The 26,251-nt window shown below is 51.2% G+C and carries 26 protein-coding genes and 1 pseudogene; 23 read left to right on the top strand and 4 right to left on the bottom strand.

Annotation, left to right across the window (positions count from 1 at the left end; all coding sequences use genetic code 11):
* Window positions 1-4: 4 nt before the first annotated feature.
* The 14 genes and pseudogenes from JZI27_RS09750 to spoIIP all read left to right on the top strand — a co-directional run bounded on the left by JZI27_RS09750 (window position 5) and on the right by spoIIP (window position 13,925).
* Window positions 5-1,381 (top strand): TadA family conjugal transfer-associated ATPase, encoded by a 1,377-nt coding sequence (locus JZI27_RS09750; RefSeq protein WP_280207413.1) that lies wholly within the window; start codon window positions 5-7, stop codon window positions 1,379-1,381.
* Window positions 1,359-2,285 (top strand): type II secretion system F family protein, encoded by a 927-nt coding sequence (locus JZI27_RS09745; protein ID WP_280207412.1) that lies wholly within the window; start codon window positions 1,359-1,361, stop codon window positions 2,283-2,285. Before JZI27_RS09750 ends, JZI27_RS09745 begins: the two co-directional genes overlap by 23 nt.
* 14 nt (window positions 2,286-2,299) lie before the next feature.
* On the top strand, window positions 2,300-3,238 hold the full coding sequence (locus JZI27_RS09740; protein ID WP_251244014.1) for a type II secretion system F family protein: 939 nt from the start codon (window positions 2,300-2,302) through the stop codon (window positions 3,236-3,238).
* Between the two features lie 101 nt (window positions 3,239-3,339).
* Window positions 3,340-3,555: a hypothetical protein gene (locus tag JZI27_RS09735; RefSeq protein ID WP_122909256.1), complete on the top strand. Its 216-nt coding sequence runs from the start codon at window positions 3,340-3,342 to the stop codon at window positions 3,553-3,555.
* 120 nt (window positions 3,556-3,675) lie between these two features.
* Window positions 3,676-5,112: a vWA domain-containing protein gene (locus tag JZI27_RS09730; RefSeq protein WP_280207411.1), complete on the top strand. Its 1,437-nt coding sequence runs from the start codon at window positions 3,676-3,678 to the stop codon at window positions 5,110-5,112.
* 23 nt (window positions 5,113-5,135) lie between these two features.
* A complete protein-coding gene (locus JZI27_RS09725) occupies window positions 5,136-6,320 on the top strand; it encodes a hypothetical protein (protein ID WP_280207410.1) in 1,185 nt (394 codons plus the stop codon).
* A 74-nt stretch (window positions 6,321-6,394) separates the two neighbouring features.
* Window positions 6,395-7,237, top strand: a complete 843-nt coding sequence (locus tag JZI27_RS09720; RefSeq protein WP_280207409.1) for a hypothetical protein — start codon at window positions 6,395-6,397, stop codon at window positions 7,235-7,237.
* 28 nt (window positions 7,238-7,265) lie between these two features.
* Window positions 7,266-7,979: a hypothetical protein gene (locus JZI27_RS09715; RefSeq protein ID WP_122909006.1), complete on the top strand. Its 714-nt coding sequence runs from the start codon at window positions 7,266-7,268 to the stop codon at window positions 7,977-7,979.
* A gap of 29 nt (window positions 7,980-8,008) precedes the next feature.
* Window positions 8,009-8,425, top strand: coding sequence for a TadE/TadG family type IV pilus assembly protein (locus tag JZI27_RS09710; protein WP_245996781.1), 417 nt, complete (start codon window positions 8,009-8,011; stop codon window positions 8,423-8,425).
* On the top strand, window positions 8,426-9,091 hold the full coding sequence (locus JZI27_RS09705) for a Tad domain-containing protein (RefSeq protein ID WP_280207408.1): 666 nt from the start codon (window positions 8,426-8,428) through the stop codon (window positions 9,089-9,091). It abuts the gene before it with no gap.
* A gap of 48 nt (window positions 9,092-9,139) precedes the next feature.
* Window positions 9,140-10,450 (top strand): VWA domain-containing protein, encoded by a 1,311-nt coding sequence (locus tag JZI27_RS09700; RefSeq protein ID WP_280207407.1) that lies wholly within the window; start codon window positions 9,140-9,142, stop codon window positions 10,448-10,450.
* A 145-nt stretch (window positions 10,451-10,595) separates the two neighbouring features.
* Window positions 10,596-11,009 (top strand): annotated as a pseudogene (locus JZI27_RS09695) (DUF169 domain-containing protein); the annotation flags it as partial.
* A 110-nt stretch (window positions 11,010-11,119) separates the two neighbouring features.
* Window positions 11,120-12,010, top strand: coding sequence for an NAD-dependent epimerase/dehydratase family protein (locus JZI27_RS09690; RefSeq protein ID WP_280207406.1), 891 nt, complete (start codon window positions 11,120-11,122; stop codon window positions 12,008-12,010).
* A gap of 187 nt (window positions 12,011-12,197) precedes the next feature.
* On the top strand, window positions 12,198-13,925 hold the full coding sequence (spoIIP, locus tag JZI27_RS09685; protein ID WP_280207405.1) for a stage II sporulation protein P: 1,728 nt from the start codon (window positions 12,198-12,200) through the stop codon (window positions 13,923-13,925).
* 62 nt (window positions 13,926-13,987) lie between these two features.
* Here spoIIP and JZI27_RS09680 read toward each other — a convergent pair whose 3' ends face one another.
* Together JZI27_RS09680 and JZI27_RS09675 are read right to left on the bottom strand one after the other, a co-directional pair.
* Window positions 13,988-15,103, bottom strand: coding sequence for an aminopeptidase (locus JZI27_RS09680; protein ID WP_280207404.1), 1,116 nt, complete (start codon window positions 15,101-15,103; stop codon window positions 13,988-13,990).
* A 108-nt stretch (window positions 15,104-15,211) separates the two neighbouring features.
* Complete coding sequence (locus tag JZI27_RS09675; RefSeq protein ID WP_280207403.1) at window positions 15,212-16,411, bottom strand: iron-containing alcohol dehydrogenase; 1,200 nt, start codon at window positions 16,409-16,411, stop codon at window positions 15,212-15,214.
* 277 nt (window positions 16,412-16,688) lie between these two features.
* Between JZI27_RS09675 and purC the strand changes: the two genes are divergently transcribed.
* The 7 genes from purC to purN are packed head-to-tail and all read left to right on the top strand — an operon-like array spanning window position 16,689 to window position 23,671.
* Window positions 16,689-17,408 (top strand): phosphoribosylaminoimidazolesuccinocarboxamide synthase, encoded by a 720-nt coding sequence (gene purC / locus JZI27_RS09670; protein WP_122909014.1) that lies wholly within the window; start codon window positions 16,689-16,691, stop codon window positions 17,406-17,408.
* Window positions 17,401-17,649 (top strand): phosphoribosylformylglycinamidine synthase subunit PurS, encoded by a 249-nt coding sequence (gene purS, locus JZI27_RS09665; RefSeq protein ID WP_122909015.1) that lies wholly within the window; start codon window positions 17,401-17,403, stop codon window positions 17,647-17,649. Before purC ends, purS begins: the two co-directional genes overlap by 8 nt.
* 3 nt (window positions 17,650-17,652) lie before the next feature.
* The gene (gene purQ / locus JZI27_RS09660; RefSeq protein WP_251244004.1) at window positions 17,653-18,345 is read left to right on the top strand and encodes a phosphoribosylformylglycinamidine synthase subunit PurQ; all 693 of its coding nucleotides are present in this window, start codon (window positions 17,653-17,655) and stop codon (window positions 18,343-18,345) included.
* Window positions 18,326-20,569 (top strand): phosphoribosylformylglycinamidine synthase subunit PurL, encoded by a 2,244-nt coding sequence (gene purL / locus JZI27_RS09655; protein ID WP_280207402.1) that lies wholly within the window; start codon window positions 18,326-18,328, stop codon window positions 20,567-20,569. The genes purQ and purL overlap by 20 nt, the downstream gene beginning before the upstream one ends.
* Window positions 20,554-21,972 carry an amidophosphoribosyltransferase gene (purF, locus tag JZI27_RS09650; RefSeq protein WP_122909018.1) on the top strand — a complete coding sequence of 473 codons (1,419 nt, stop codon included), beginning with the start codon at window positions 20,554-20,556 and terminating at the stop codon, window positions 21,970-21,972. Before purL ends, purF begins: the two co-directional genes overlap by 16 nt.
* Window positions 21,973-22,019: 47 nt before the next feature.
* Window positions 22,020-23,060, top strand: coding sequence for a phosphoribosylformylglycinamidine cyclo-ligase (gene purM / locus JZI27_RS09645; protein WP_280207401.1), 1,041 nt, complete (start codon window positions 22,020-22,022; stop codon window positions 23,058-23,060).
* The gene (purN, locus tag JZI27_RS09640; RefSeq protein WP_251244001.1) at window positions 23,054-23,671 is read left to right on the top strand and encodes a phosphoribosylglycinamide formyltransferase; all 618 of its coding nucleotides are present in this window, start codon (window positions 23,054-23,056) and stop codon (window positions 23,669-23,671) included. Before purM ends, purN begins: the two co-directional genes overlap by 7 nt.
* Before the next feature lie 58 nt (window positions 23,672-23,729).
* Here purN and JZI27_RS09635 read toward each other — a convergent pair whose 3' ends face one another.
* Window positions 23,730-24,206 carry a helix-hairpin-helix domain-containing protein gene (locus JZI27_RS09635; protein ID WP_280207400.1) on the bottom strand — a complete coding sequence of 159 codons (477 nt, stop codon included), beginning with the start codon at window positions 24,204-24,206 and terminating at the stop codon, window positions 23,730-23,732.
* A gap of 22 nt (window positions 24,207-24,228) precedes the next feature.
* Window positions 24,229-24,714, bottom strand: a complete 486-nt coding sequence (locus JZI27_RS09630; protein ID WP_280207399.1) for a DinB family protein — start codon at window positions 24,712-24,714, stop codon at window positions 24,229-24,231.
* 120 nt (window positions 24,715-24,834) lie between these two features.
* Here JZI27_RS09630 and JZI27_RS09625 point away from each other — a divergent pair, with 120 nt between their 5' ends.
* Both JZI27_RS09625 and JZI27_RS09620 read left to right on the top strand, forming a co-directional pair.
* Window positions 24,835-25,779, top strand: coding sequence for a helix-turn-helix transcriptional regulator (locus JZI27_RS09625; RefSeq protein ID WP_280207398.1), 945 nt, complete (start codon window positions 24,835-24,837; stop codon window positions 25,777-25,779).
* A 93-nt stretch (window positions 25,780-25,872) separates the two neighbouring features.
* On the top strand, window positions 25,873-26,244 hold the full coding sequence (locus JZI27_RS09620; protein WP_280207397.1) for a hypothetical protein: 372 nt from the start codon (window positions 25,873-25,875) through the stop codon (window positions 26,242-26,244).
* The last annotated feature ends 7 nt before the right edge of the window (window positions 26,245-26,251 follow it).

Below are 26,251 nucleotides of genomic sequence, written 5' to 3'. Positions count from 1 at the left end.
GGACATGGCATTATTTCGACGAAAAGAAGAGAATCACGTACAGCCTGAAGAAACCGCCCGTTCGCTCGCAACTCCGCCCTATCAAAATCCGTACATCGACGAGCTGGCTGATCACTACAAAGCGAGGCTCTTGCGGGAGACCAATCTGGATCGCTTGACCAGTCTGGCTCCTGGTGAGATGAGACTGGCGATCGAACGAATGGTATCGCAATACATGTCGGAAGAAAAAGTCGTCATTCCACGCAATGAAAAAGAAATGCTGCTAACCAGGCTGATCAATGAGTCTGTCGGTCTGGGGCCCTTGGAACCTTTGCTGGCTGATCCCGAGATCACAGAGATTTCGATCAACGGTCACAAGGAAGTCTACATCGAAAAAAGCGGCCGACTGGAGCGAACCGATCTGAAGTTTCGCGATGAAGAGCATCTCCGCCACATCGTCGACCGGATTGTGGCACCACTCGGACGGCGAATTGACGAAAGCTCTCCGATGGTGGACGCCCGCTTGAAGGACGGCAGCCGCGTGAACGCTGTGATTCCCCCGGTCAGTCTGAACGGTACGCTTGTCTCCATCCGGAAATTCCGCAAAGAGCCGTTCGCCATGAAGGATCTGATGAAGTTTCATTCCTTTGATGACAAGATGGCGTTTTTCTTGGAAGCCGTCGTTCAGGCAAAGATGAACGTGCTCATCTCGGGAGGTACGGGCAGCGGAAAAACAACCTTGCTCAATGCCGTTTCCAAAGCGATTCCTGTCTTTGAGCGGGTCATTACCATCGAGGATTCGGCAGAGCTGAAGCTGGATCGACCCAATTGCGTGGGACTGGAAGCACGCCCGCCCAATATGGAGGGAAAAGGGGAGATTACGATTCGTCATCTGGTGCGCAACTCCCTGAGGATGCGTCCCGACCGGATTATCGTTGGGGAGGTCCGCGGCGCTGAGGCCTTCGACATGCTGCAAGCGATGAATACAGGTCATGAAGGCTCCCTGACTACGGTGCATGCGAATACCCCGCAGGATGCGTTTAACCGCTTGGAGGGTATGGTCATCATGGCAGGGATGGAGTTGCCTTCCTCGGTCATTCGCGAATACATCGTCAGCGCCCTTGATTTTATCGTCCAGGTCACGCGCCTATCGGACGGAACACGGAAGATGGTCTCGATCTCAGAGGTGTATACAGGGGCTGACAAACAAATTGAGGTCAATGAGATTTTTCGTTTTCAGCGCATCGGCATCGGCAAGGATGGGGAAGTGCTCGGCTATTTTACCCCGACAGGCATCATCCCCCGGTGTCTGGAACGGTTGAAAACCTTTGGCATAGAGATCGACGAGACCCTGTTTCAGTCAGCGGAGGTGAAAAGACGTGAGCATCTCCATCCTGTTTAGTCTCTCGGTATTGCTGGGCATTTGGGGCATTTATGAATACCTGGGCTACCGGGCGAAGAAGACGGAGTGGAAAAAGAAGGCCGAGGAATGGTACGACGTCAAATCACAGCGTAAAAGCTTCCTGCTCGTCTGGGGGGATCGCTTTGACCGTACTCCTCACGCACAGGAGATTCAAAGCAAGCTCGTCAAGGCCAATATCTCCCTCGCTCCCTCTGAGTACTACGGCATCATGCTGGTGGGCTCATTCGGATTGGCCATCTTTTTCAACAATGTCGTGGGCCTGAAATTCCCCTACAACCTGTTCGCGGGTGCAGCCAGCATGTACATCCTGCAAAACCTGCTTTTCATCGTCCGACGCAACAAATACCAGGAGAGAATGAACGATCAGCTATCGGACGTGTGCCGCCTGCTCGCCAACTCGCTACGGGCCGGACTAACCCTGACACAGGGGATTGAGATGGTAGCCAGAGAGATCCCGCAGCCGGCAGGCATGGAGTTCAAGCGAATGGCGCGTGAGCTGCAGCTGGGGGTCAGCTTTGACAAGGCTTTGAGCGACATGGAAAAACGTATTCCGACGAGAGACTTTCGGATTTTTGCAGCGACGCTGTACATCCAAAGGCGGGCTGGGGGCAATCTTAGCGAGGTGTTGCAGGAGATGGCAGAGACCTTGGAGGATCGGCGAATCGTCAACCAGGAAATCAAGACGATGACGGCTGAGCAACGCTACGTTTCCATCCTGGTGCCGATCATGCCCATCGCTTTGGTGCTGATGATGAACACGATGAACAAAGGCTTTATCGATCCACTGTTTTCCGGCTTTGGGCTGATTTTGCTGGGGGTATTTATTATCGGGACGATTTTGTCCTACGTTCTGGTCAGAAAAGTGACCAACATAAAGGTGTGAGAAGGGTGTGGCAGATGGATGCTTGGATGATAACCTGTCTGTTTCTGTTCTTGTTGTTCTTCGGCATTTTTTTAAAGGAATTCTATCGTTACTCGGTCGAGAAGGAAAAGCTGATCAACCATGTGCATGAAAAAACGGGCATTCGTGGTTATGAGATTCGCAAGCGGGAGACGGCTTCCGAAAAGTGGATCAAAAAATGGCTCGCATACAGTGACGATTACTCTGCTCTCGGACAGCGCATCAACTTTTTCAGTGAATCGCATGAGGTGGAGGAATGGCTGCTAAAGGCGGGACGCCCGTTTGATCTGAGCGTGGAGCGGTTTCAGGGAACGAAAATTCTCATGGCTCTGCTCGGGGTCATCGTTGGTACGGTTTTCTTCGTTCTGGGCTTTCCCTTTGGGCCCTATGGCTTGATTGTGTGGCCATTGGTCGGCTATTTTCTGCCGATTATCCTACTGAAAAATCGGGCGAAGGAACGGCAGAACCAGATACGCTACGATCTGCCGGAATTTCTCGACACGGTGAGTGTCACCCTACAGGCGGGGGTCAGCCTCGATCAAGCGCTGCGAGCGGTCATCCAGTTTTTCAAGGGCCCGCTGCAGGAAGAGTTCTCCCGATTCAATCAGGAGCTTGATCTTGGGGTTCCTCGTGAAAAGGCGTATGAGCAGCTGCTGCGGCGCAATGACAATCCCGAGTTTCAGATGCTGATCAAAGCGTTGATTCAAGGAATGCGGCTTGGCGTACCGATTGCGGTCACCTTCAAGATCCAGTCGGAAAACATGCGCCGCATCCGCAAAGAATTGATTAAGGAAAAAGCAGCGAAAGCTTCACCCAAGGTCACGTTGATTACGACGTTTGTAGTGGCGCCGACAGCCATTGCCTTGATTGGTGGGCTGATGGTTCTGAACATTTTGGAGAGCACGACCATGTTTTCGGATGTGTTTTCCAGATAGGGCCAAGCTGGAGAGGAGGTGATGCCCCTCATCAGGAAGAGCACAAGGAAGATTAGTACTTATCACTTAAAAAATTTAAGCCATGAGGGGAGTAGTGAATGATGATGACAAACACAATCCAAAAGTTTTACGCGAAGATGAAGGTTTCACTGAACAATCAAAAAGGGGCACAAGCGATTGAGTGGATTGCCCTGGCTGGCGTCATTCTCGCTGTATTCGCTTCGATTCAAGTGTTTTTCAAGGGAGATACTGCTGTCGGTACTGCCGTTTCCGATACACTTTCGAACATCATCAAAGGCATTAGCGGTGGAGAGTAATCCCTGATCGTAGGGGGTGCTGGCAATCAGACATCTGCTTTGTCAGCATCCTGCCATTTTTTTGTCCTTTATACATATCGAGGTTAGATAAAAAGAAGAAAGATCAGGAGGGAGAGAGCGTTGCGGAACCTATTTTTTGTCATCTTCCTGGCTTGTGTAATAGGTTTGTACGCCTGTTCTACAGATGAAGGAGCACCTGCAGGCACGAACGGCTCTACAACTCCAGCACAGCCAGAGGATACCCAGCCTGCACAGCCAGGCGTCAGCAATCCTGAGGATCAAACACCACCGGAGTCATCCTCCAGCGACAGGGAAAAGCAATTGGCTGAACTACGTGCCATGATCCCTGAAGGTCTGACCAAATTGCCGCAAACTGCTGAGGATTTTTACAGCATGCCAGTCGGCCGCTTTGCTGGCGTTTCCTATGGGGAGCAAAGAGAGGCGATTGAACAGGCAATCCAACAGATTCCCGATATAAAAGACCCAGATCCGGAAATCATCGAGCTTTATTATCTCGCGCTGCTTGGCTTGTTTGCCGAAGATTATCCCGAGCCAGAGGAGATCATCAATCAAATCAAGCTGAATTCGTTCGGAAGTCCGGAAATGGATGATCCCCGCTTTCAATTCAAAGAGCAGTACAATGTGATGATTGTGCTGGATGCCAGTGGAAGTATGGGGAATATGGCCGGAAACAAAACGAGAATGGAAGCGGCCAAAGAAGCCATTCGTGCTTTTGCTGCCTCACTGCCGCCGGAAGCACGAGTCGGGTTGCGTGTCTACGGGCACGAGGGTGATGGCTCAGATTCGAAAAAAGAGCTATCCTGCAGCAAAAGTGATGTGATGTACCCGCTACAGGCGTATGACTCACAGAAGCTGGACGGGGCACTGGCTGAGTTCAAGCCGGCTGGATGGACGCCCATTGCCTTAGCATTGCAGCAAGCGCAGGAGGATTTGCAAGCCTTTAAAGGAGAGAACAGTACCAATATCATCTACCTCGTCAGTGACGGGATTGAGACATGCGGGGGTGACCCTGTGGCCGTTGCCGAACAGTTGGGTACCTCAGATATAACGCCGATTGTCAATGTCGTCGGATTTGGGGTCGATGGGGAAGGCCAGCGTCAGCTCAAGCAGGTAGCAGAAGCAGCAGGTGGACGCTACGTGTTGATTCAGGATCAGGATCAGCTGCAAAAGGAGTTTGACCAGGCCAATAAAATCGCACGCAAATGGAACGAGTGGAAGAGCGGTGCAACCTATGACGCGTTGTCAGCCAACCTTTCCCAAGCGGTTTCCATCAATATATATGGTTCGAACTGGTACCGATATTCGGTCGTGGAAAGCTACAACTTTCTTTCCGCGTTCAACGATTTAAAAAGGTTCAAGGTTTTGAGCCCGGAAACCATTGCAAAGCTGGAAAAAATGGAGGCCGAACAAGAGAAGCTCATCGTCAAGCACGGCAGAGAAATGGAAGCCTTTCTGAAAAAGTTCAATGAAAAGTCCTACAAGGAAGCCGTAGCAGCGATTAAGCAAGCCTATAAGGAAAATGTGAAAGGAAATTAGTTATCGCACTGGAGGGTTGCGATGTGGGCAAAAGAGGAAGAAGACCCTGGTTGGCCGGAATCTTCGCCCTGTTTATTCTTTTGATGCAGGTTTTCCCGATGATCGTGCTGGCGGAAGGTGCAACCTTGCAGGCACCTTCCATGCAGGTGCCCCATTATCAGGCACCTGACCTGAAGGCACCAGACGGGAAAACACCATCGCTGGAAGGCGTTCAATGGGAGGTGCCAGATCTAGAGCCTCCACCGGGCAGCCTGCCTCAGCTGGAAACTCCGAATTATCAGGCTCCTGATTTGCAACCGTCGGGTGGAAGCATGCCATCGCTGCAATCTCCTGACAGTCAGGCACCCGGTCTGACTCCTCCGAATGGGAGCGGACCTGTGCTGCAAACTCCGGGAGGAAATGGTTCTACAGGAGGAAGCAGTAATAACGGCGGTGCACCACAATTACAGCCACCCAGTCTCAATCCGAATGGCAATGCCGACGACAAGCCATTTGGAGAGACGCTTGGCTATAAGATGATGGAGCTTTCCTTCAAGGATGTGGTTGGCGATACGCTGAGCTATACCGCTGACTTGCTCAAGGAAGGGGAGGTTTCCGCTGGTGGCGGAGCGGGTGGATACGCAAAAGTCCTGTTCACGCTCGGTCTGAAGGGATTAGACATCGGTCTGCAGGGGACAGATTACGAGAATTATACGGGTGGTGCACTTGATCTTTTGGGGGCAAAAGGCGCTTACGACGGCTACAAGTTCGTCGTGCAGCAAAGTGCCAGCTCCCTGGCAGGCGGAGTAAACGCCCAACGCTCCATTACCAATACCGTTCAAGGAGCGTCAGGAGCCGTTCGTGTACCTGGTATCGTCTCCGGATTAAATGCGGGCGTTGCTGCCATCAGTCTGCCTTTTGACGCCTACAACACGTATACGAGTTTTGGGCAGGCATTCGATCCCAAGCTCAGCGAAGACAAGCAAAATGAAAAATTCGTCGATGGGGTCGGCAGCTTGGGAAGTACGTTGATGGATGCCGGCATTATCGCCTCGGTCATTCCAGGCGGACAGACGGTAGGGACGGTTCTCTTTGTCGTAGGCGGTGTCCTTTGGGGAGGAAGCAAGCTCGTCAAATGGGCAAACAAAGCGACGGGTGGGGCCGTGACAAAATGGATCCGAGAAAAAACAAGCGGGGCCATCGGTTGGGTGAAGTCCATCTTTTCGTAACGTGTAGGAAAGTACGGAATCTTTATCGTATACAAACAGCATGAAATTCATGAGTGAGTTGGGGGAATGGTCGCATGATCGTGAGAGAAACAGCACAAGTACGAGAACAGATCCAAACCTATAAACGCTTTCTGGAAAAGCCGGACTTGTTTAATCATGCGGCATTGCTTGATGACCAAACCTATTACAATGTCCAGTATTGGCGATGGGGGAAAAACGAGGCGGTCGGGTATTTGATCCTGCGCAGCGATGGAAGTGTACCGCCTCGCTCCGAAGCCATTTCCGTCGTTCACTTGTTCATGTCCCATAACAACGCAGCGGTCAACTTCACGCAAAAATTTGCTGTCGATAAGGAGAAGCCTGTATGGATGTACCAGCAAAAACGGGATCATCTCTGGGCCCTTCTCCCGGCATGCGAGGCGCAGATGGATACACAAATTAGTCAGGATGCAGCTGCTGTCATCGAGATGTGCGAAGAAATGGTTGGAAGTGTGGATAAGCTGCAAGCGATCTTTGATCGGGGCATGCGCCATCACAATCAAATGCTTTCCCGCAACTACGTGACCCCGGAAGACGAGAAACATATGCGTGACGCTTTGATTGAATCGGATTATATTCTCTACCGCAGACTGAAGAAACAGGTAGAACTACAAGGTGCTGTGGATCGGCTGTATCATTTTTTTCATTCCTACCAGCATGATTTGCCCAGGGAACAAAGAGAGGCTGTCAAAAAGCTGACGGCTCTATTGCGTGACTATAAAAGGGATGAGATCAGACGAATCATGATCCAATCCGTTCGGGACATGGAAGTAAGCGGCTCGCCTTATCGCAATGTTGAAGAGATGAGGCAGGCTATCGGAGAAAAAAACAAAGAAATCTTTCAGAACCAGGTCTTTTCCATTCTGCGCAATCCTTAGCAGAAGAGGAAGGTAAGGAGGGCCGTCTGTGAATCCATTCAAAGAAAGCGTTCATTTTTACACGCGTCATATTGAGTCGCTGTTGATACTATCGGCTGTTATTGTGCTTCCGTTGCTGCTTTTGCACAACATGACGATCAACTACGTCCATTTTCTGGCCGTCCTGACGGGCGCTCCTGTGGTAGCCAGTTTCTATAATCTCTTTTTGCTGCTGTTGTTTCTGACATTGGTGCAGATCGCATTCGCGCAATTCGTCATCAGTGAAAGAGAAGGGGAGGAAAGGCCGCTGCGCAAGGCATTCCGTATGTTTTTCGAAAATGGATTCTCCGTATTTCTGTTCGGGATCGTCTATGTACTGGCGGTCTGTATCGGTCTGCTTTTGTTCGTTGTGCCGGGAGTCATCGTGTTGATCTTGTTTTATCTGACTCCGTATTTGACCGTCATGAAGCAAAAATCGCCTTGGCAATGCTTTCGGTCAGCTCTGGAAATGGGAAAGAGGCACTTTGTTCCGATCTTGGGCTTGATGATTCTGACGAGTGCGATCCAATGGCTGATCAGTTTGATTGGCATGGCGTCTGTGACCTTTGTTACGACCAGCTTCGGAGCCATTTTTTTCACGCAAATTCTATTGACGGTGCTGATTTTCCCCTTCATCGCCGTATTGTTTACGATGTATACCTACAAGTGGAGTGCTGAAAGTGTGCGAGCCACAGAAACAGAAGGGCTGGCTGTGGAAGGATAAGCGCTCTGCCAACGGAGGTGACTTTTCTCATGAGCATGCTAAGTCGGACCATAAAAAGTGAAAAAGGCTCTGTGACCGTGGAGTTTATTGGCATTCTGCCCTTCGTCTTTTTGATTCTGCTGATCCTGTGGCAGTTTTTGACGGGCGTGTACGCCGTGATCATCGCGCAGTCTGCAGCGAACGAGGCGGCAAAGGTGTACGCCATCACGGGGAATTCCGGGGAGGCCATGAGTGCTGCGCGACAGATCGTCAGCTCGGCTGGGGGAGGCATTTCCTACAATGGATCAAAATCCGGAATCAAGAATGAAAGTGACAGCTATTTTACAGCACAAATTGGCGTAGAACTGGATTTGTTTTTTATTCCGGAGTTCATCAAGGAAAACATGAGTGAGGAAGACAAGGTCATCTCACTCAGCCGTGAGCTGCGGGGACGGGTGGTCCATTAGATGAGAAACGCAACGGAAATGTTACGCGACCAACGAGGCAATATGACGGTGTTTGTGCTGACGATTTTTTTCTTCTTCTCCCTCGTCATGTTCACCCTGCTGTTCAACATGTCCACAATTTTTGTAGACAAGGAAGTCGCTGCCAACAGTGCGCAGCAAGCCAGCTTGGGTGCGACGCAGATCGTGTACGAAGAAATGGAACGGGCCATTAAAGCCTATGATGATTCCATCAGTCTTTTGATAGATCCGGTATTTATTTGGCCGTTGGTGGAAATCGCGGAGTCGAACTATCGCCGGGCCTATCCGAGCTGGTCAGAAAGTGAAGTTCGATACCACGCGATTGATCAGGTGCTTAGTGCCTATATCGTAGGCAATCTGGAGCTTCGCGCCTATGTCTGGCGCCACTTGGCGATTGCAGAGCGAGAAATTCCTGGTACGGTCGGAAGCATTCTGTCCTCGAACGGTGCGGTCAAGAGCGGGTCACGAGTGAAGATGTTCAATAGTGAACAGCGGATTGAAGTTCGGACCTCTGTCCGCTATGAGAGCGAGACGTTCGGGCTTGATTTTTTATCGAATCATCACAACGAAATTGAGCAAACCGCAGAAGGGCGGCGCATTCGCTTTGTAGAGGTGCTCCGTTGGGGTGATGTCCACCTTTCCTTATAGAGAGAATATACGGACGGGCTTTGTGCAGCGAAGGAGGCGAGGAGTAGTATGGCATGTACAGGTAAATGGCGTCACATTCTGAGCGGCTTGGTCCTGACCTTGTCGCTTTGCGGCTGTTCATTGGGATCAGCTGTAACAGGCTCAGCACCGGGAATTCCACGCATGCCACAGACGACACAAGAATTAATTGGTGCCGAGCCGGGTCCATTGTCTGGCACACACTTTTATCAGGAAAACTACCCGCATCGGGCACAGATCGCGAAAGTTCTGGATCAATTGCCCCCAATCATCGACGGAATGGACTCCTCGATCGCAGACGTATACTGGGGACAGCTGCTGACGTTGTTTGCAGAAGACTATCTGACTCCACAAATGGTCGTGGATCGCTGGCGAATGGCTTCCTTTGGCAGCCCGGATGTGGGCGATGCCCGTTTTTTATTTCGTGAGAATTTCAATGTGCAAATCATTCTGGACGCGAGCGGCAGCATGAAGGAGAAAATCGGCGACAAGACCAAAATGGAGCTGGCGAAGGAAGCAATCAAGGAATTTGCAGAGGCTCTCCCACAGGAAGCCAAGATTTCGCTGCGCGTATACGGGCACAGGGGCAGTGGAGCTGAAGCAGACAAACAGCTTTCTTGTTCCAGCAGTGATCTGGTGTACCAGCTGCAATCGTACAATGCGAAGAAGCTGGACAGTGCCCTGAAGCAGTTTGAGCCCAATGGCTGGACCTCTATTGCCCATTCCCTACGGATGGCGCAGCAGGACATGTCTGCTTTTCACGCCGATAAAAACACCAATGTCATCTATCTGGTCAGCGACGGTATCGAGACCTGCGATGGTGATCCGGTCGCAGTCGCGAAGGAACTCTCGCAATCTGACATCATGCCGTTGTTGAACGTGATCGGTTTTGATGTAAATGCAGATGGTCAGAAGCAGCTAAAAGAGATCGCCACCGCTTCGGAGGGCTTGTACGCCAACGTGACCAATCGAGAGCAGTTCAAACAGGAGCTGGAAAGGGCGCGTGAGATTGCTCTCAAATGGGAGCAGTGGAAAAAAGACGCTTTGAGTGAAGCGGATGCCGTCCTGATTGACCGCAAGAAGTGGATTGATGCTTATGATCGGGATTGGTACGAGAAAAACTGGCGTGAGAGCTTGAATATTGGGGCAGCCATCGACTATCTGGCTGCGACTGGGAAATTGGGTGCCGAGGCTCGCGAGTATCTGGTCGCGAAGCGGCAAGCCAGAGAATCGTTGGTCACACAGTCCAAGGATGAGCTGGTGCATTATCTGGTCAATCTGACGACGCAGACGTACAGTGAGATGCGTGTGGAGATTGAGGAAAAGTATAGCGGGGGATGACGACTTCCTATGCAGCACCATACAGATAAAGGATTTTACCTCGTATAGAAAGAAAGAGTGGGTATGCGCTCGAAGCGAGGAGGATGGAAGATGAATGTGAAGGATTTGAACCATGCCATTCAAACGTATGTCAGAACCGATACGTTCCTATCCGCTGGAACGCGCTTCGGTAGATCCGGATGTCGTCGTGATTTACGGAAATTCAGCCCAGGTGATGCGGCTGGTGGCAGGCATGCTGTACAAACGAGGCGGTTCTATTCCTTCGACGTTTTCCAGTCGAGCAGACTGTGCGGATATTGCGATTAAGCCTCTACAGACAGGAGAGCCACAGGTCATCGTGCCCTGTTACGGGGACAGGTTGTTTGCCCAGACACAAGACCATGAGATGGCGTTCAGCTTTCATTACAGAGATGCAGAGGAACTGGTAGCGGGGCTTGCGGGTACCCAAAAAGGCGGTGTTCGCTATCCGATCCCTTCCTATCTTCGCTATCAGGCGGAGTTTCCACCGACTTATCAGAAATTGAGTCACATGTTTGCTGAGAAAGAGGAAGAATCCTGACGTGTATAGACGTAAGGATTTTATTTTTAGTTACTTGAAAGTTCAGACAAATACTCGTATGATAAGAGAAATATCGATAAAAAAAATCTTATCGAGAGAGGGAAAAAAAGATGAAAAAAGCGCTCGTTATCGGCGGAACGCAGTTCTTTGGAAAACGTTTGGTGAAAAATCTGATCGACAGCGGCTGGGGTGTCACAATTGCGACGAGAGGTAGGGCCTCGGATCCTTTTGGTGACAAGGTTCAGCGATTGATCATCGACCGGGAGGACAAGCAATCTCTGGAAACAGCATTTGACGGAAAGGATCTGTTTTATGATTGCGTGTTCGATCAATCCTGCTATTCGCCCCAAGAAGTAAAAGACGTACTCGATGTTTTGAATGGCAGGATCGGTCACTATGTGTTCACCTCCACGATGTCTGTTTACGATTACGGTACCTTCAAGCAGGAAACAGAGTACGATCCGTATCGCTATCCAATCGAGCTGAAGTCACGCCGAGAGTATTCCGGGATCCCTGGGTACAAGGAGGCGAAGAGGCAATCGGAAGCAGTATTGTTCCAGCTTGGAAATCTTCCAGCTACTGCCATTCGCTTTCCGCTTGTTGTCGGGGAGGACGATTATACCGGGCGTTTTAAATTTCACGTGGACAGGGTAAAAGCAGGGGAACCGATCGGATTTGCCAATCCGGAAGATCGCCTCGGCTACATCACATCCGAGGATGCAGCAAGATTCCTTCAGTTTGCCGCAGAAGAAAAACTGCAGGGACCGTACAACCCAGGATGTGCAGGCGACCTTTCGCTTCAGGAGCTGGTCGATCGGATCGCTGCTGCATCCAACACAGAAGCGATTGTCATCACCCCGGCGGAAAAGGAATCCACTTCCCCATATAATGTGGGAGGGTCGCTCTCTCCCGATGTGAGCAAGGCTGAGGCTGCCGGTTTTGAATTCCGCAGGCTGGATGACGTCTTGGATGAATGGATTGGACATTACCTGCAGAAATAGGTCATTCACATATTCGATGTATCCATACAGGCCGGTCGAGACACGAACAAGTGTCAGATCGGCTTTCTTTTTTGCGAATGCCTGAAAAACATGTCATAAAATGAAGGATTATGTAAGGAGATCGAGAAATTCTTACTATATAGATGATTTTTCCAGTCATAATGAGTCGAAGAGAGGGACGAGGCTGTTGCGGTTACGTATAAATACTTGGTTGATCGTGGTTTGTTTCCTGTTGTTGTTCATGCCGCCATCGTTTGCGCAAGCTGCTACCCATGCCGAGGTAGCGGTAGACCAATTAAATATTCGCAGTGCTCCCAACACAACATCCCAAATCATCGGAACTGTCGGCAAACCTACACGACTTCCGATCCTTACCCAGCAAAACGGCTGGTCACAAGTGAAGCTGACGAATGGGAAGACGGGCTGGGTCGTCAATAAATATGTCAAGATGATTGAAGTTCCGCGGATCATCTATGTAAAAAGCACGGTAGATATGCTGAATGTACGGGCTGAGCCGAATGCAAATGCCCAAATATTGCAGATCATCGACCAAAACGGTGTCTATTTGCAATTGAAAAAACAAGAAAATTGGGTGCAGATCAAGCTGTCTGACCAAGTGAGCGGCTGGGTGAATGCACGCTATATGGTCGAAACAGCAGCGCCAGCGCCAGCACCCGCACCCACACCTGCACCGGTGCAAACACAAACACCCCTAGACCCGATTGCTGTACCCACTATACCGGTAGCTCCACCGCCTCCTCTGCCTACAGGGGATGGACAAGCTGTTGGTACCATCGTGCTCCAAGAAGGGCTTGAAATTTTCTCCCAGCCCGATTTTTTGAGCCATGTCATCGGTCAGCTTCAAGGTGGTGTAGTGATCAATCAATACGGATATGCAGACGGCTGGTACAAGATTAGCTTTAATGGAACCTATGCCTATATTTATAAGCCAATCATCCAGGATGCTCCGGATCAGGGACAGGTAATCGACACGCCTGTGGCCCCAGTCCCCGATACAGCAACTGGACAAGCAGAAGCGATGATTCGCGTGAAAAATGCCGATACCAATCTGCGCACTGGTCCCGGAACCGAGCATGCGGTCGTCGGAATCGCTCAGCCCGGGCAAACCTTCCCGATCGTACAAAACGCAGGAGACTGGTATATGATTCGGCTCCCGGATCAATCCACGGCCTATGTAGCGGGGTGGATCGTCGATCAGATCCTGCCAGCAGGGAGTCAGCCAGGTGGATACAATCACGGCATGGTCGGAAACGAGACCGTCTATATTTACCATACCCATAACCGCGAGTCATGGCGGAATGTTGCGAGCCAGACCCAGGGAAGCTCTGTGGACGATCCCGTCATCAACATTACGCTGGTCGGGAAACGATTAGGTGAGCTGCTGCAGCAAAGAGGCATTCAGGCGATGGTGAACCAGGATGATTTTGCCAAGAAACTGGCTGAGCAAAAGAAAAGCTTCGCGATGTCCTATACGGAATCGTACAAAGCGGTCGTGGCGGCAACCAACACAAGCCCGCATCTGAAGTATCTCTTTGATATTCATCGGGACAGTGATGAGCCACGCAGCAAGGTAGCCCATACCTTGAACGGAAAGACTTACGCGCGCGTCATGTTTGTGATCGGGACAGCCCATCCGACCTATCAGGAAAACAAGAAGCTGGCAGAAAGCCTGCACGCCAGACTGGAAGCTGCATACCCTGGCTTGTCGCGTGGCGTCATTCTGAAGGGCGCGAACGAAGGAAACGGTGTGTACAATCAATCCGTTCACGAGGGAAGCTTGCTCCTGGAATTTGGCGGTACGAACAATATGCTGGAAGAATGCTACAATACCGCAGAAGCATTTGCGGAAGTGTTGACCACGTATATTATGGAATCGCAAATCGTGTTTAAATAAATGCAAAAAGGCAGCCGCTGGGGTTCTCCCTGGGCTGCCTTTTGCATTTTCAGCGTTGCGCTTTACACCAGATTCTCCGGGTTCAAGCCCTCCAGCTCTGGCAAAACAAAGCGTCCGTCTTTACGAATCAGGACGTCATCGAACCAGATTTCTCCGCCGCCGTACTCAGGACGCTGGATTTGCACCAGATCCCAGTGAACCGAAGAGCGGTTGCCGTTGTCTGCTACGTTGTAGGCATTGCCTGGCGTGAAATGGAAGCTGCCGGCAATCTTTTCATCGAACAAAATATCCAGCATCGGGTGCAGGATGTAAGGATTGAAGCCAATCGCGAACTCCCCGATGTAGCGCGAGCCTTCGTCTGTATCGAGGATATCGTTGAGCGCTTTGGTATTGGAGCTGGTCGCTTCGACGATTTTTCCTTCCTTGAATGTGAATTGCACATCGGTAAAGGAAGTGCCGTGATAGTTGGTTGCTGCGTTGTAGAAAATGGTTCCTTCTACAGAGTCACGCACCGGAGCGGTATACACTTCGCCATCCGGGATGTTTCGTTTTCCATCGCATTTTACAGCGCCAATCCCTTTGATCGAGAATCGCAGATCTGTTTTCGGGCCGACGATGCGGACGCGGTCTGTGCGGTCCATCAGTTCTTTGAGCGGCGTCATGGCTCTGGACATTTTGGCGTAGTCCAGATTGCAGACGGAGAAGTAGAAATCCTCGAAGCGCTCCAGGCTCATGTTGGACAGCTGTGCCATCGATTTGTTCGGATAACGCAGAACAACCCAGCGCTTGTTGGCTACGCGTTCATTCGTATGTACCTTTTGATACAGAACGCGGGCGTAGATACCCATCTTGTCTTCAGGCACATCAGCCAGCTCATTGATGTTTTCATAAGCGCGAATCGCGATGTAGGCATCCATGTCTTTCATCCGGTCGTATTCGTATTTTGCCATCAACGCCATATGCTCTTCGCTTGTTCCTTCATATAAAACGCGCAGCACTTCCTGGTCCTTCAGTGTAACCAGCGGGAGCGCTCCCACAGCAAAAGCTTCGCGGACGAGAGCTCGTACCATCTCAGGCTGAAGTCCTGTATTTTCGATGAGCAGCTTTTCTCCCTTTTGCAGGTTAAGCGAGTAACGAATAAGACGGCTCGCCAGTTCGTTGATCCGTGGATCCGCCATAGCTTGACAACCCCTTAAGTAAAAATTTTTTTACTAATCATATTATCGCACAAATCATCCAAAACATGCCATAGCCAGGTTAGCGAATCCTTTCCTTGCTGTCCATTTCTACAGGCAAGCCTCGTAGATAGAAACGATCTCTGCCGCATTCAGTTTGTGAGAGCTAGGCAAGTATCCCACACCTCGACCGCCGATTTGAACAGCTTCTTCAGCCATACGTGGAAGTGCATCGCGGGTCACGCCGAAATCGGACAGGCGCTCCGTGATTCCCATCCGTTCGTACCACTGCCGCACTGCTTCGATGGTTGCTCGCGCGCAAGCTTGATCGTCTGCGATATCGATGCCAAAGCAGTTTCGTCCCATGCGAGCGAGTCGCTCCGGCCGATCGGCCAAGATGATCTGCTCGAAATAAGGAAGAGAAAGAATGGCGAGTCCTCTGCCATGCGCCATGTCATAAATACCGCTCAATGGATGCTCGATGCCGTGCAGAGGCATGCTGGCACCACGGCCAGCGAGGGCAAACGGGCTAATCCCGAGTGTGCTGGCCCAAAGCAAGGTGGCACGCGCTTCCGCATGATCCGGCTGCTGGATGGCTTTCAGGGAATGCTCGACGACCAGACGGATCAAGCTTTCGGAAATGCCGTCCTGCACGTGGGTTCCACTGGCGCTGATCAGATAGCTCTCAAAAATATGGGAGAAAATATCGGCACTCGCTTCGGCTGTAATGCGTGCTGGAACGGTAAAAGTAAGCTCCGGGTCGAGGATGGCGATTTTCGGGAAGAGGGCAGGACCGTTGAAGGAAGATTTCTCGTGTGTCTCCCAATGCGTCAACACGCTGATGGCGTTGGCTTCGGACCCGGTAGCGGCGACGGTCGGAACGGTCATTAGCGGGAGAGCGCTTTGGACAGGGACCAGCTCCTTGGCGGTACCGAGCGGATTGCCGCGCATGTAATCGTAGATCGGCCGCCCCGAAAGTGCGGCTGCAGCAATGGCTTTGGAAGCATCCATGACCGAACCGCCGCCAACGGCCAGCACAAAATCACAACCATGCTCACGTGCAAGGGCTGCTCCGGCATCTACGGTAGTCGTACGTGGATTTGGTTCAATTTTATCAAAAAGAATAGCCTCGATATTCGCCGCTTCCAATAGAGCCTGAACACGGGCCAAAAGACCAGTCCGCTTGGCTGCGTTTCCCCCGGTAACGAGCAGGGGCTTGCAGCCTAGGGTTTTCGCTCTCTCGCCCAATTGATTGATTTCCCCAATGCCAAAAAAGATTTGCGTCGGAAAAGAGACCTCAAACGACAACATCTGGATTCCTTCTTTCACTGTAGGTTATACAACGTTAGTTTATCACAAATAGTAGGAAGGAGCGGAAATCAGAGAAGTTCATTGTAGGACGAAAGTGGCATCGATCCCGAATGTTTAAGCAAATGTTAAGATGAATTACATATAATTCCCGAACATTTGTCGAAGTTCGTTAACGGAGTTTTCGTTGATAAATGCGTATGATTATGTTTTAATGTATTTGAATCGTTCGTAAATTAATCACAACTCAACCTTTTTACTTGGGAAGGTGGCTCCTGCGGTGGAAAAACAAGAACAACTATACGAAGGTAAGGCGAAGCGTATTTATCGGACTTCTGTATCTGATCAATACTGGGTGGAGTACAAAGACGACGCCACAGCATTTAACGGAGAAAAACGGGCTCAAATCACCGGAAAAGGTGAGCTGAACAATCGGATTACTGCCATCTTTTTCACGATGCTCAAAGAGCGCGGCATTGACAACCATTTTATCCGCCTGTTGTCAGCGACAGAACAAGTTGTACGTAAAGTAGAGATCATTCCATTAGAGGTTGTTGTCCGCAACATCGCCGCAGGTTCCTTGGCGAAGCGATTGGGAATGGCAGAAGGCACCGTCTTGCCGCAACCGGTTGTTGAGTTCTACTACAAGGATGACGCCTTGGGCGATCCGCTGGTCAATGCTTCCCACATCAAGGTGCTGGGCATTGCGAGTGAAGAGGATCAGGCGACACTCGAACGCATGGGTCTTGAAGTCAATGAAGTGCTTCGTCCCTACTTGCGCGAACGAAATATTACCCTGGTCGATTTTAAATTGGAATTTGGAAGAACGCCGGAGGGAGACATTCTCCTCGCCGATGAAATATCACCGGATACATGCCGGTTCTGGGATTCTGTAACGAATGAAAAGCTGGATAAAGACCGCTTCCGCAGAGATTTGGGCAATGTAGAGGAAGCGTACCAAGAAATGCTGAAACGATTGGGAGGAGATGTACATGTTTAAAGCAGTCGTATACGTAACCTTGCGCGAGAGCGTTTTGGATCCACAGGGACATGCGGTAAAAGGAGCGTTGAACACGCTTGGTTTCGATGAAGTGAAAAACGTGCGCATCGGGAAGTACATGGAGCTGGAATTGGGAACCAATGACCGTGCTCAGGCAGAAGAGCGCGTTCGTGAAATGTGTGAAAAGCTTTTGGCCAATACGGTGGTTGAAGACTATCGCTTTGAGATCGTGGAGGGCTGAGTCATGCGAGTAGCCGTTATTGTTTTTCCCGGCTCCAACGCCGACATTGATTTGTATAATGCTGTTGAAGATGTCATGGGTGTGCCGGTAGATTATGTGTGGCACTCGGATACGGATCTTTCCGCCTATGACGTGATTTTATTGCCGGGCGGTTTCTCCTATGGAGATTACCTGCGCTGTGGTGCAGTTGCCCAATTTTCTCCTGTCATGGAGCAAGTGGTGAAGGCGGCAGAGGAAGGCAAGCTGGTCATGGGGATCTGTAATGGTTTCCAAATCCTCACAGAGTCCGGTCTGCTGCCTGGAGTTCTGCTGCGCAACCGTTCGCTCAAATTCCGCTGCAAGCTGTCTGCCTTGCGCGTAGAGAACAACGATACAGCTTTCACAAGTGATTATGCACAGGGAGAAGAGATTCACATCCCGATCGCGCACGGTGAAGGAAACTACTACTGTGATGAAGAGACGTTAGCCAAGCTGAAAGCGAACAACCAGATCGTGTTCCGCTATCACGGGGAAAATCCGAATGGCTCACTGGAAGATATCGCCGGGATTGTCAACGAAAAAGGCAACGTGCTGGGCATGATGCCTCACCCGGAGCGCGCCGTTCATACCTGGATGACATCCGATGACGGTCGCCGCATGTTTACTTCGATCCTGAAGACCTGGAGGGAACGGAACAGTGTCACAACTCACGCATAAAGAACCGACAGCTGAACAAATTGCCGAGCAAAAGCTATATCGTGAAATGGGTCTGACTGACGACGAGTATCAGCGCGTAGTCGACATCATCGGCCGCAAGCCAAACTGGACAGAGACAGGTCTGTACAGCGTTATGTGGTCGGAGCACTGCTCCTATAAAAACTCCAAGCCTGTCCTGCGCCGCTTCCCGACAAAGGGACCACGCGTCTTGCAGGGTCCTGGTGAGGGTGCGGGGATTGTAGACATTGGCGATAACCAAGCCGTCGTCTTTAAAATCGAAAGCCACAACCATCCATCTGCGATTGAACCTTACCAAGGTGCGGCTACGGGTGTCGGCGGCATCATTCGCGACGTGTTCTCGATGGGTGCGCGTCCGATTGCTGTATTGAACTCGCTTCGTTTCGGGGAGTTGACCAACCCTCGTGTGAAATACTTGTTTGAGCATGTGGTAGAAGGCATCGCAGGCTACGGCAACTGCATCGGGATTCCGACAGTAGGCGGAGAAGTCAATTTCGACCCGACCTATGAAGGCAATCCTTTGGTAAACGCGATGTGTGTGGGCCTGATCGACCACGATAAAATTCAAAAAGGTGTCGCCTCCGGTATCGGAAATCCGGTGATTTACGTAGGTTCCAGCACAGGACGTGACGGGATTCACGGCGCTACCTTTGCCTCTGAAGAGCTGAATGAAGAATCCGAGAAAAAACGTCCTGCGGTACAAGTGGGCGATCCGTTCATGGAAAAGCTGCTTTTGGAAGCGTGCCTGGAGCTGATCGACACCGGTATCGTCGTAGGGATTCAGGACATGGGAGCAGCAGGCTTGACCAGCTCCAGCTCCGAGATGGCATCCAAAGCGGGAAACGGGATCGAGATGAATCTCGACCTGGTGCCGCAGCGTGAAGCGGGCATGTCTGCTTATGAAATGATGCTCTCCGAATCCCAAGAGCGTATGCTCGTTGTAGTAGAGAGCGGCAAAGAGGCAGAAGCGATCGCGATTTTTGACAAATGGGGCTTGGCTTCTGCGGTCGTGGGTAAAGTAACAGATGACAGCATGCTCCGCCTGCTCCATCAAGGGGAAGTCGTAGCGGAAGTGCCTGTAGACAGCCTGGCCGAGGAAGCGCCTGTCTATCACCGTCCGTCTGCTGTTCCTGCTTACTATGAAGCAAACGCGCAGGTTGATGTTGTAGGCGCAATCTCCGAGCCTTCTGACCTGAACGAAACGCTGAAAAACGTGTTGGCTCAGCCAACAGTTGCCAACAAAGCGTGGGTTTATGAGCAGTACGACCACATCGTACGCGCGAATACCGCGGTAAAGCCTGGCTCTGACGCAGCTGTTGTCATGGTGCGCGGTACACGCAAGGCTTTGGCGATGAGCACGGATTGCAACGGACGCTATGTCTACCTCGACCCGAAAGTAGGAGGCGCGATTGCCGTAGCCGAGTCTGCGCGCAACGTTGTGTGCTCCGGCGCTGAGCCGTTGGCGATCACAGACTGCCTCAACTTCGGCAGCCCGGAAAAGCCTGAGGTGTTCTGGCAGTTCGAGAAAGCGTGCGAGGGCATGAGTGAAGCCTGCATAGCTTTGGATTCTCCGGTTATCGGCGGAAACGTTTCTTTTTACAATGAACGCAGCGGTGACGCTATCTACCCGACCCCTACTGTCGGCATGGTAGGCTTGATCACCGATGTAGACCATATTACAACGCAAGATTTCAAGCACGAAGGCGATGCCATCATTTTGCTGGGCGAAACCTTTGCCGAACTGGGCGGCAGCGAGTATCAAAAGCTCGCAACCGGCTCCATCTCCGGCCGTCCTCCGCAAATCGATCTGAACAAGGAAGCGGCTGTACAAAAACTGGTTCTGGCTGCCATCCGCAAAGGGCTGGTCAAATCCGCCCACGACCTGTCAGAGGGCGGTCTGGGTGTAGCTTTGGCGGAATCCTGCTTCGGCAAGGAATTCGGGGCAGAAGTGGCGCTCGAATCTGCGTTGCGTCCTGATGTATTGCTCTTTAGCGAATCGCAATCCCGCATTCTGCTCAGCACGGCGCAAGAGCAGGCAGAAGCGGTATTGGCTCTGGCAGCAGAGCTCGGCGTGCCGGCGCAAGTGATCGGCAAAACCGGAGGCAGCAGCCTCGTGGTAAAAGTGAACGGAGCAGAAGCGATCAACGCTTCGATTCAAGAGGTGAAGGCAGCCTGGAAGGATGCGATTCCATGTTTGATAAGCTGATCTGGGACAAACTGAATGAAGAATGCGGCGTCTTTGGCATCTACAACCACAATGAAGCGTCTCAATTGACTTATCTGGGTTTGCACGCCCTCCAGCATCGCGGACAGGAGAGCGCAGGAATCTGCGCCTCCGACGGCGAGAAGTGGTATAAGCACCGTGGTATGGGCTTGGTATCGGAGGCATTTGGCAAAGGGGATTTGGAAAAGTTCCGCGGCCACATCGCCATCGGTCACACTCGCTATACAACGGCTGGATCGAGCAAGATCGAAAATGCTCAGCCACTGTTTTTCCGCTACGCACAAGGCAGCATGGCAGTCGCGCACAACGGCAATCTGGTCAATGCAGCGGTCTTGCGAAAAGAGCTGGAGGCTAAAGGCTCCATTTTCCAAACGACCAGCGATACAGAAGTCATTGCCCACTTGATCGCGCGCTCTGAAAGCAGTGATTTGCCTGGAGCGGTGAAGGATGCCCTCCAGCATATCAAAGGTGCTTATGCGCTTATCGTCATGAACAATCATCAGCTCGTCATTGCGCTCGATCCCAACGGGCTGCGCCCGCTTTCCCTGGGCCGCTTGGGGGATGCCGTCTGTGTGGCGTCCGAAACCTGCGCCTTTGACATCATCGGAGCTGAGTACTGGCGCGATGTGCAGCCTGGTGAATTGATCGTGATCGATGAAAACGGCATTACTGAAACCAGCTTTACCGAGAAAACGCAACGTTCGCTCTGCATCTTTGAATATATTTACTTCGCTCGTCCGGACAGCGACATTGACGGAATCAATGTGCACATGTCGCGTAAACGTCTGGGCAAGCAGCTTGCGCAGGAATCTCCGATCGAAGCCGATGTCGTCATTGGGGTGCCAGATTCCAGTATCTCTGCTGCGATCGGGTATGCGGAAGCTACCGGAATCCCGTATGAAATTGGCTTGATCAAAAATCGCTATGTGGGACGCACCTTCATCCAGCCAAGTCAGGAAATGCGTGAACGCGCTGTATATCTGAAGCTCTCCGCGGTGCGCAAGGTGGTGGAAGGCAAGCGGGTGGTCATGATCGATGACTCCATCGTTCGCGGTACGACCAGCAATCGCATCGTTCGCATGCTGCGCGAAGCAGGGGCGAAGGAAGTACATGTACAGATCAGCTCTCCGCCCGTGATGAATCCTTGTTTTTACGGGATCGATACCTCCAGTCGCGAAGAACTGATCGCGGCCACCAAATCGGTAGAAGAAATTCGCCAAGCTATCGAAGCTGACAGTCTGTACTTCTTGTCGGTTGAAGGAATGATCCAAGCGATTGGACGTCAGGATACAGCTCCTAACAACGGACATTGCCTCGCTTGCTTTACAGGACAATATCCGACTGAGATCAATTTTGAAGAGGCGCTGCCTGCGATGAAATGCTAAGCAGTGGTTCTGCTTGAGAAAGAAACCACCTCTTAGGGGGAGAAACGATGAGTGAAGCATATAAACAGGCAGGGGTAGACATCGACGCGGGGAATGAAGCGGTTGAACGGATGAAAAAGCACGTGAAGCGCACGTTCCGTCCCGAAGTGATGACGGATTTGGGCGGCTTCGGCGCTCTCTTTCGCCTGGATACGAAGAAGTATGAAAAGCCGGTGCTGGTTTCCGGCACGGATGGAGTCGGCACCAAGCTGAAACTCGCCTTTGCGATGGATAAGCACGACACGATCGGGATCGACGCTGTCGCCATGTGTGTCAATGACGTCGTCGTGCAGGGAGCAGAACCACTCTTTTTCCTGGACTATCTGGCTGTCGAAAAAGTCATTCCGGAAAAAATTGAAGCCATTGTCAAAGGAATCTCCGATGGCTGCTCCCAGGCAGGCTGCTCCTTGATCGGTGGGGAAACAGCTGAGATGCCAGGTATGTACGCAGAAGGCGAATACGATATCGCAGGCTTTACTGTCGGTGTGGTAGACGAAGACAAGATGATTACCGGCTCTACGGTTGCAGCTGGCGACGTCTTGATCGGTCTTGCATCCAGTGGTGTGCACAGCAACGGTTTTTCATTGGTTCGCAAAGTCCTGCTCGCAGATAAAGGCATGTCTTTGCACGATCACGTAGAGGTACTGGGCAAAAAGCTCGGAGAAGAGCTGTTGACGCCAACGCGCATCTACGTGAAGCAGGTCCTGTCGGTTCTGGAAAAGCATGAAGTCAAGGCATTGGCCCATATCACAGGCGGTGGTTTTACCGAAAACATTCCGCGTGTTCTGCCTGAAGGCACACAAGCGGTGATAGAAGTCGGTTCATGGCCAGTCCTGCCGATCTTCCAGCTGGTTCAGGAAGCGGGCAGCATTTCGTATCCGGACATGTACAAAACCTTCAATATGGGGATCGGGATGATGCTCGTAGTCAAGCCGGAAGATGCAGATTCCGTGATTGAGGAATTGAAGCAGCTGGGTGAAGAGCCGTATCGGATTGGCAGCATTCAGGAGGGTGAACGCAAGGTCGTATACAACGGGGTGGAATGGTGAGAAAGCTAGCCATTTTCGCCTCAGGAAGCGGCTCCAACTTTGAAGCGATTGTCCAGGCTGTACAGCAGGGGCAGCTGCAAGGTGTGGAAGTAACGCTTTTGGTCTGCGACAAACCCGGTGCAAAGGTATTGGAGCGTGCAGAGCGACTCGGTATCGAGGCTTTTGTGTTCGACCCCAAGGCATATGCAGGCAAAGCCGCTTTTGAAGCTGAGATCGTTGCAGAGCTGCAAAAGCGCGGAGTTTCACTGGTCGTTCTGGCGGGCTACATGCGCTTGGTCGGAGAGACGTTGCTTCATGCTTATGAAGGCCGTATTATCAATCTGCACCCGTCTCTTTTGCCAGCCTTCACGGGCAAGGACGCCATTGGTCAGGCGCTGGCTTATGGGGTGAAGGTGACGGGCGTTACGGTTCACGTCGTGGATGCAGGGCTCGATACCGGACCGATTATCGCCCAGCTCCCGGTAGTCGTAGAGGAGAATGACACGGAGCAAACGCTGGCTGCGCGTATTCATCAGGTTGAGCACGGTCTGCTGGTAGAGGTGATCGGCTTGCTGGCAGCAGATCGTGTAAAGCTGGATGGACGACAGGTTCGCGTATTACCTGAATCATGATTCTATAAATAGAGGGCAGTCCCAAGGTGTAAGCTTACACGCTGGGGACTGCCCTCTTCTATATCATTTCCTTTTTGCCCTCGTACCACGGGATGGTTGGTCTGGTAGCGGGGTAGCCATGCGCGGCTCGATAGCTCTTTCGTTCTGCCGTAAAATCAAACCAGCTTTTCTCGCTTTCCGGATGATTGGCATGGTGGACGATACAGCGGAAGCAGTCCTCCAGACAGGGATCATTCCAGTAGCCCGTCAAGGCCTCATAGCGGTTGATCAAATCGGCTCCATTCTCGTTTTTGATTTCCGCAAGTGAATAGTAGCCGAGTGAGACCACTCCTTCCGCAACCTTTGGCCCGATCGAGGGGATGGTCTGAAACTCAGCCAGCGCACGAAGGTATCGGGCACGTACCGCAGACACCTGTAGCGCTTGCTCGATACGATGCACATCCTGCGTGGCAAAATCTTTTAAGGTGAGCTTGGCTGTGCGCATATTCTGCCGTTCCTCGGGCGTCAGAGGGAGCTTGGGTGCAGTCTTTTGCAAAATGGTTTTCACTCCTGTCGGCTTAATACAAGTCGAACATATTGACTTCGTACCCTTTTGTTTTCAAGTAGGTGAACAACTGTCCACGGTGATGCTGTGCATGGGTGACGATTTCGATCAGCCATTTGGCTTGTTCTGTGCCATGCGGCAAGTAAAACGGTGTCGTTTTCTTGTAGAGAAAATCCTCGTCTGATAATGCTTCCATATATGCCTTCAGCTTGTCCAAATCCTGCGTCATTCGGTTGATCAATGATTCTGGGTCGTTATCATCGGCAAACAGTGCCTCCAGAATGCGCACTTCATCCTGGTTTTTTTCCTGAAGGATAAGCAGGTCTACAGCAGGAATCGCGACGAGATGCTGTACCAATTCCAGCAAAGAGCGCATGTTTTCGCGCGGCTGGTACGTCCAGTCCTCAGCCGAAATTTTTCGAATCAAGCCAGCCGTGGTGTTGGTGATAAGCGTAAGCTCCTCGAACAGGTATTTCTTCATTTCTTTGGCTACATCCATTTTTGATCGCTCCATTCAGGTTTCATTAACTGCTCTGTCTGCATTCTAGCGTATAATAGTGACAAGAATTGTCATGGTTATCAAAGAAATTGGCTTGCTGCCAAGATGAGGGGTTCACTCATGTCCAAATCCAAGCGACTGATGGAGTTAATGATGACCGTCAATCGGATGCGCAAATTCACCGTCGGGGAGCTTGCCACCCAATTTGGCGTATCATCCAGAACGATATTGCGCGATTTGCAGGAATTAAGCGAGCTTGGAGTCCCGTTGTACTCCGAGGTAGGCCCACATGGCGGGTATCAGGTGATCAAAGAAAGAGTTTTGCCGCCGATTGCCTTCTCGGAAGAAGAAGCAGTCGCCATGTTTTTTGCCAGCCACTCGTTGCGCCACTATCCATTGTTGCCCTTTGAGACCGAATCCAGCTCGGCGTTGAACAAATTTTACTACTACATGCCGGGAGATGTTCGAGACCGCATCGATCAGATGAAGAATCGGGTCGATTTTTTCACACCGACTCGCCAGAAAGAATCGCCCTATCTGTCTGTTCTTCTCCAGGGCGCTATCGAACAAAAGGTGATTCACATCCAGTATGATTCTCGGGAAGGGGATTCCTGCCGATTGATCCAGCCAGTTGGGATTTACGCCAACAACGGCTTCTGGTACTGTCCTGCCTACTGCTTTTTGCGTGAAGATTTTCGGCTGTTTCGCTGTGACCGCATGCTTGCAGCGCAAATCGATGAATCCGCAGAGCCGTTGGACCACCGGCATGTTCACTTGGGGAATTGGGAAACGTTTAACAAAAGGCAGAGAGTGGATGTTCGGTTTTACGTTGAGCTGACGAAGGTCGGCATCCAGCGCTGTGAGGCAGAATTGTGTCCAATCCCGAACCTGGTCGTATGTCCGGATGGTAGCGGTTATCTGGACAGTCTTATACCGCAAAGCGAAATTCCGTTCTTTGCTTCCTTTTTTCTCGGTCTGGGAACAGACGCAATCGTCAAGGAACCGCAAGAACTGGTGGAACGCATGAAGCAAATGCTTGCCCGCATACAGTCTATCTACGGATAGACTGTTTTCACAAGGAAATGGGTAAGTGTAAAGAAAACCAAACTGGACCCTCTGACATACAGTAGAAAGAAGCCAAAGCAGAGGAGGGGCCCAATGAGCGGGGATTTTGTAGCCGATTTGCTGGGCAAGCTAAGTAAGCGTACTGGTCGGGAATGGACGCTTACAGATATTATGAAGCTTGCAGAAAAGATGCCAAAAGACGGAACACAAAATATTGATTCATTATTAAAAGAGTTGTCCAATATGGGTCTTGATGTGCCTGAGGAGACCAAGGAAAAAGTCAAAAATCAGATGAAGGATGGCAAATCAATCTCACTGGATGAATTAGGCAAGCTGCTGCCCAAGGACGTCAAGGCGGAGAGCGGCAAGAGTCGCAAGGCGTCGAGAGCTAGTGGAAAAAGCAAGCATCTCTCCTTGGCTCAAAAGGTGAAAAAGCTATCCGGAGGCAAGAAGAAAAAACGCTAGGAATGCA

Origin of the sequence: Brevibacillus sp. AY1, assembly GCF_029870785.1 — a bacterium.
Taxonomy (GTDB): domain Bacteria; phylum Bacillota; class Bacilli; order Brevibacillales; family Brevibacillaceae; genus Brevibacillus; species Brevibacillus invocatus.
This window is presented reverse-complemented; position numbering and strand designations above follow the sequence as displayed.

What these genes read in the sequence shown, in the direction of transcription:
- JZI27_RS09625 (WP_280207398.1), top strand. Translation starts at nt 24,835, where the DNA reads ATGTCCAAATCCAAGCGACTGATGGAGTTAATGATGACCGTCAATCGG.
- JZI27_RS09710 (WP_245996781.1), top strand. Translation starts at nt 8,009, where the DNA reads ATGAGCATGCTAAGTCGGACCATAAAAAGTGAAAAAGGCTCTGTGACC.
- purS (WP_122909015.1), top strand. Translation starts at nt 17,401, where the DNA reads ATGTTTAAAGCAGTCGTATACGTAACCTTGCGCGAGAGCGTTTTGGAT.
- JZI27_RS09620 (WP_280207397.1), top strand. Translation starts at nt 25,873, where the DNA reads ATGAGCGGGGATTTTGTAGCCGATTTGCTGGGCAAGCTAAGTAAGCGT.
- JZI27_RS09675 (WP_280207403.1), bottom strand. Translation starts at nt 16,411, where the DNA reads ATGTTGTCGTTTGAGGTCTCTTTTCCGACGCAAATCTTTTTTGGCATT.
- JZI27_RS09735 (WP_122909256.1), top strand. Translation starts at nt 3,340, where the DNA reads ATGATGACAAACACAATCCAAAAGTTTTACGCGAAGATGAAGGTTTCA.
- JZI27_RS09740 (WP_251244014.1), top strand. Translation starts at nt 2,300, where the DNA reads ATGGATGCTTGGATGATAACCTGTCTGTTTCTGTTCTTGTTGTTCTTC.
- purN (WP_251244001.1), top strand. Translation starts at nt 23,054, where the DNA reads ATGGTGAGAAAGCTAGCCATTTTCGCCTCAGGAAGCGGCTCCAACTTT.
- JZI27_RS09700 (WP_280207407.1), top strand. Translation starts at nt 9,140, where the DNA reads ATGGCATGTACAGGTAAATGGCGTCACATTCTGAGCGGCTTGGTCCTG.
- JZI27_RS09690 (WP_280207406.1), top strand. Translation starts at nt 11,120, where the DNA reads ATGAAAAAAGCGCTCGTTATCGGCGGAACGCAGTTCTTTGGAAAACGT.
- JZI27_RS09720 (WP_280207409.1), top strand. Translation starts at nt 6,395, where the DNA reads ATGATCGTGAGAGAAACAGCACAAGTACGAGAACAGATCCAAACCTAT.
- JZI27_RS09750 (WP_280207413.1), top strand. Translation starts at nt 5, where the DNA reads ATGGCATTATTTCGACGAAAAGAAGAGAATCACGTACAGCCTGAAGAA.
- purF (WP_122909018.1), top strand. Translation starts at nt 20,554, where the DNA reads ATGTTTGATAAGCTGATCTGGGACAAACTGAATGAAGAATGCGGCGTC.
- purQ (WP_251244004.1), top strand. Translation starts at nt 17,653, where the DNA reads ATGCGAGTAGCCGTTATTGTTTTTCCCGGCTCCAACGCCGACATTGAT.
- JZI27_RS09705 (WP_280207408.1), top strand. Translation starts at nt 8,426, where the DNA reads ATGAGAAACGCAACGGAAATGTTACGCGACCAACGAGGCAATATGACG.
- purM (WP_280207401.1), top strand. Translation starts at nt 22,020, where the DNA reads ATGAGTGAAGCATATAAACAGGCAGGGGTAGACATCGACGCGGGGAAT.
- JZI27_RS09680 (WP_280207404.1), bottom strand. Translation starts at nt 15,103, where the DNA reads ATGGCGGATCCACGGATCAACGAACTGGCGAGCCGTCTTATTCGTTAC.
- JZI27_RS09630 (WP_280207399.1), bottom strand. Translation starts at nt 24,714, where the DNA reads ATGGATGTAGCCAAAGAAATGAAGAAATACCTGTTCGAGGAGCTTACG.